Annotated in this window: 3 protein-coding genes and 1 pseudogene; 1 reads left to right on the forward strand and 3 read right to left on the reverse strand. The window is 52.2% G+C overall.

Features of this window, described 5'->3' with window-relative positions; genetic code table 11:
- The 3 genes from B3P58_RS15665 to B3P58_RS15675 all read right to left on the reverse strand — a co-directional run.
- Window positions 1-461 (reverse strand): DUF5610 domain-containing protein (locus B3P58_RS15665; RefSeq protein WP_286718944.1); only part of this gene is annotated, 461 nt, incomplete at its 3' end.
- Window positions 462-620: 159 nt separating this feature from the next.
- Window positions 621-908 carry a hypothetical protein gene (locus tag B3P58_RS15670; protein WP_145469438.1) on the reverse strand — a complete coding sequence of 96 codons (288 nt, stop codon included), beginning with the start codon at window positions 906-908 and terminating at the stop codon, window positions 621-623.
- Window positions 909-1,055: 147 nt separating this feature from the next.
- Window positions 1,056-2,078, reverse strand: coding sequence for an AraC family transcriptional regulator (locus B3P58_RS15675; RefSeq protein WP_255605903.1), 1,023 nt, complete (start codon window positions 2,076-2,078; stop codon window positions 1,056-1,058).
- A gap of 183 nt (window positions 2,079-2,261) precedes the next feature.
- Here B3P58_RS15675 and B3P58_RS15680 point away from each other — a divergent pair.
- A pseudogene (locus tag B3P58_RS15680) lies at window positions 2,262-2,644 on the forward strand (acyl dehydratase); the annotation flags it as partial.

Consider the following 2,644-nt stretch of genomic DNA (forward strand, 5'->3'; position numbering starts at 1 on the left):
GCCACGCTGAGCGAGCTTTTACTGGCAAGCAACGCCCGACTCTGTTCTGCCGGTCGGGCGAGCTGATCCAGTCCATCGTCGACCAGTTGGCGTCCGGCGGCAATCTGGCCTTTTAATTCGTCATCCAGCAGCCCCATACCGTCCAGCATCTCTGTTGCCTGGGCATAACCTTTGGCAATGCCTTCACGGGCGGCCTGCAGGCGCTGATCGATGCGGCTCTGATCTGCCCCCTGGGAACGCAGCTGGTTAATACCATTTTGTACATGGCGCAGGATGGCTGAAGCGGTTTCCTCCGGACTCTGTTTTTTATCCAGCTGAATAACGCCGGGAAGTGCCTTAGCCAGGGATTCGGCGGCTGCCCCCTGTTTTACATCGCTGGCAGAAGCTCCGGCCTTTTTACTGCCCTCAGGATTCTGGGTGCCGTAATTCCGGTATTGCGAGGGGGTAATTGTGATTGCCATATAGCCTCCGCTCAGACTGTGTTGCTGTTCTTTGGGTTATCGGCCAGAACAGCCGGAAATTGAACCCTGTGACAGTTTAGTCAGTAAACAAAAAAAGCCCGCAACTGGCGGGCTTTTTTTGTTTGCGCTAACAGGCTGATAAAAGTACAGGCCTGCAGGTCAGTAGCAGACAGCGCCCTGATGATAGTCGTAGCTGAAATCCAGTTTCCAGCAAACTTTATTACGCTCGATCTCATTCATGATGTGATCCGGGTGCTCATTCAGCAACTGCATGATTTTAAATGTTTTATACGCTGCATGCAGAGCATTCTGATCAAGGGCGATGACTTCTTCTTTACTCATAATTCCCTGATTGAGCAGGGCCTGACGCCATTCTGCAACGTCCTGAGTCTGCATCATGTGCTCAACCAAGGGTTGAATCAGTGATAATTTCTGCGTCTGGCTCATAACAAATCCTCCGAATAAAAACCCGATTACAATGGCTCAGGCACACGAAGAAAACCAGATCAAAAAATGAACACTATTATGACAATAAGTTAAAGATTCACGACGACTGAAAGTATTACCCTGCAAGAAAAGGCTAATCAGCCCACTTCATAACTGTTTACGCTGATTGCGGTACTCAACCGGTGTCTGGCTGGTCCAGCGTTTAAATGCCCTGTAGAAAGTACTCGGTTCAGAAAAACCGGTAAGGTAGACAATCTCGTCGATACTCTCATCGGTACCGGATAACAGACGTTTAGCCAGGTTGCAGCGGTAGTCTGCCAGCAACTGATTGAAGTTAGTGCCCGCTTCCGCCAGACGGGTACGTAATGTGCGGGATTTAATGTCCAGCCGCTCCGCGACATCTTCCAGACTGACCTGTCCCGTTTCCAGAATTTCGCCGAAGACCCTGTATACCCTGGTCACAATATCCTGACGCTCCAGCTTGGCCACATGCTCAATCGCCAGTTTTTCGTGCAGCTGCAGCAGTTCCGGCTCAGCATGGGAAGACGGCATATCCAGCAGCTGGGTATTGAAATAAATACGGTTGTCATCCTGTTCAAACAGAACCGGACAGGCAAAAATCCGCTCATGCTCCGTACTGTCAGCCGGTTTTTCATGGCTGAAATGAACGCAGGATGGCACAAAGGCATCATCGGTTACATAACGGAAGAAACGGATCAGGCCAAGCGCCATGCATTCATTCAGATGGCGCAGGCCGGCCACACGGTCGCTGGCACTCTCGACCAGAATATATGCCTGATCGCCTTCCGTGCCGGTACTGGCCTGAGAAGCATCGCTGAGCAGGCGCTGATAATTCAGTGCTCTTTTCAACCCCTCACCAAAGGTCGGACTGGACAGAAACAGGTACTGAAGCACCTGCCCCTTATATACAGGCATATGTTCGCCAAGATGCAGACCGATATCAGCATCCTGGCTGACCTCTTCCAGCACATGCCAAAAGATCAGCTGAGCTTCGTGTGGTGTGCGGATATTCCTGTCTGCCAGCAACTCAGGGGTAACCCCCAAACGCGCAAACACCGCATCCACATCCAACCCCATTTTCAGCATGGCCTGATGAGCCAGCTGGATCATGACGCCAGAGTCACGCAGTTCTGTCATTCCACCGGACATAAGTCGTTGAAATTCCTGATGAGTGTTGGCGAATTCTGCCAGATAAACAGGCCGCTGCAAGTCCTATTGACCAAACTGACGCCGCACACGAAGTGGCTGCGCCAATGGCCCTCTGCAAGCTGCCTCTATACTCCCCTTTCTCACCCTTGTCTGATCAGAATATTAATTAAGGACACCGTGGCCATGACTCAAGCTATACGCATGCAATTCAGTGCGACTCCGGGAACTCTGAGCCAATACGCCCGGGCGCTGCTGGCACGTGGCGCCGGCCAGCGTGATATACAGATGCCTGATATTGAAGCTCTGCTGGTTGGTGTGAAAGCGCGCCCGGAGCGGGTAGCGGCTTACGCCAGCGTCTGCGGCTTCCGCACTCAGACATCCTTGCTGCCGCTGACCTACCCACACGTACTGGCATTCCCGCTGCACATGGAGCTGATGCTGCATAAGCAATTTCCTCTCGCCCTCATGGGGCTGGTGCATATCCGCAATGAGATCACTCAATACCGAGCCATTCGCCAGGAAGAGAAACTGGATATCCGCTGTCATTTTTCCGGAAGCACAAAAAC

Source organism: Thalassolituus sp. UBA2009 (genome assembly GCF_002335285.1).
Lineage (GTDB): Bacteria > Pseudomonadota > Gammaproteobacteria > Pseudomonadales > Oceanobacteraceae > Venatoribacter > Venatoribacter alkanivorans.

Excerpts from the sequence above, each read along its gene's own strand:
- B3P58_RS15675 (WP_255605903.1), bottom strand. The coding sequence starts at position 2,078 with ATGTCCGGTGGAATGACAGAACTGCGTGACTCTGGCGTCATGATCCAG.
- B3P58_RS15670 (WP_145469438.1), bottom strand. The coding sequence starts at position 908 with ATGAGCCAGACGCAGAAATTATCACTGATTCAACCCTTGGTTGAGCAC.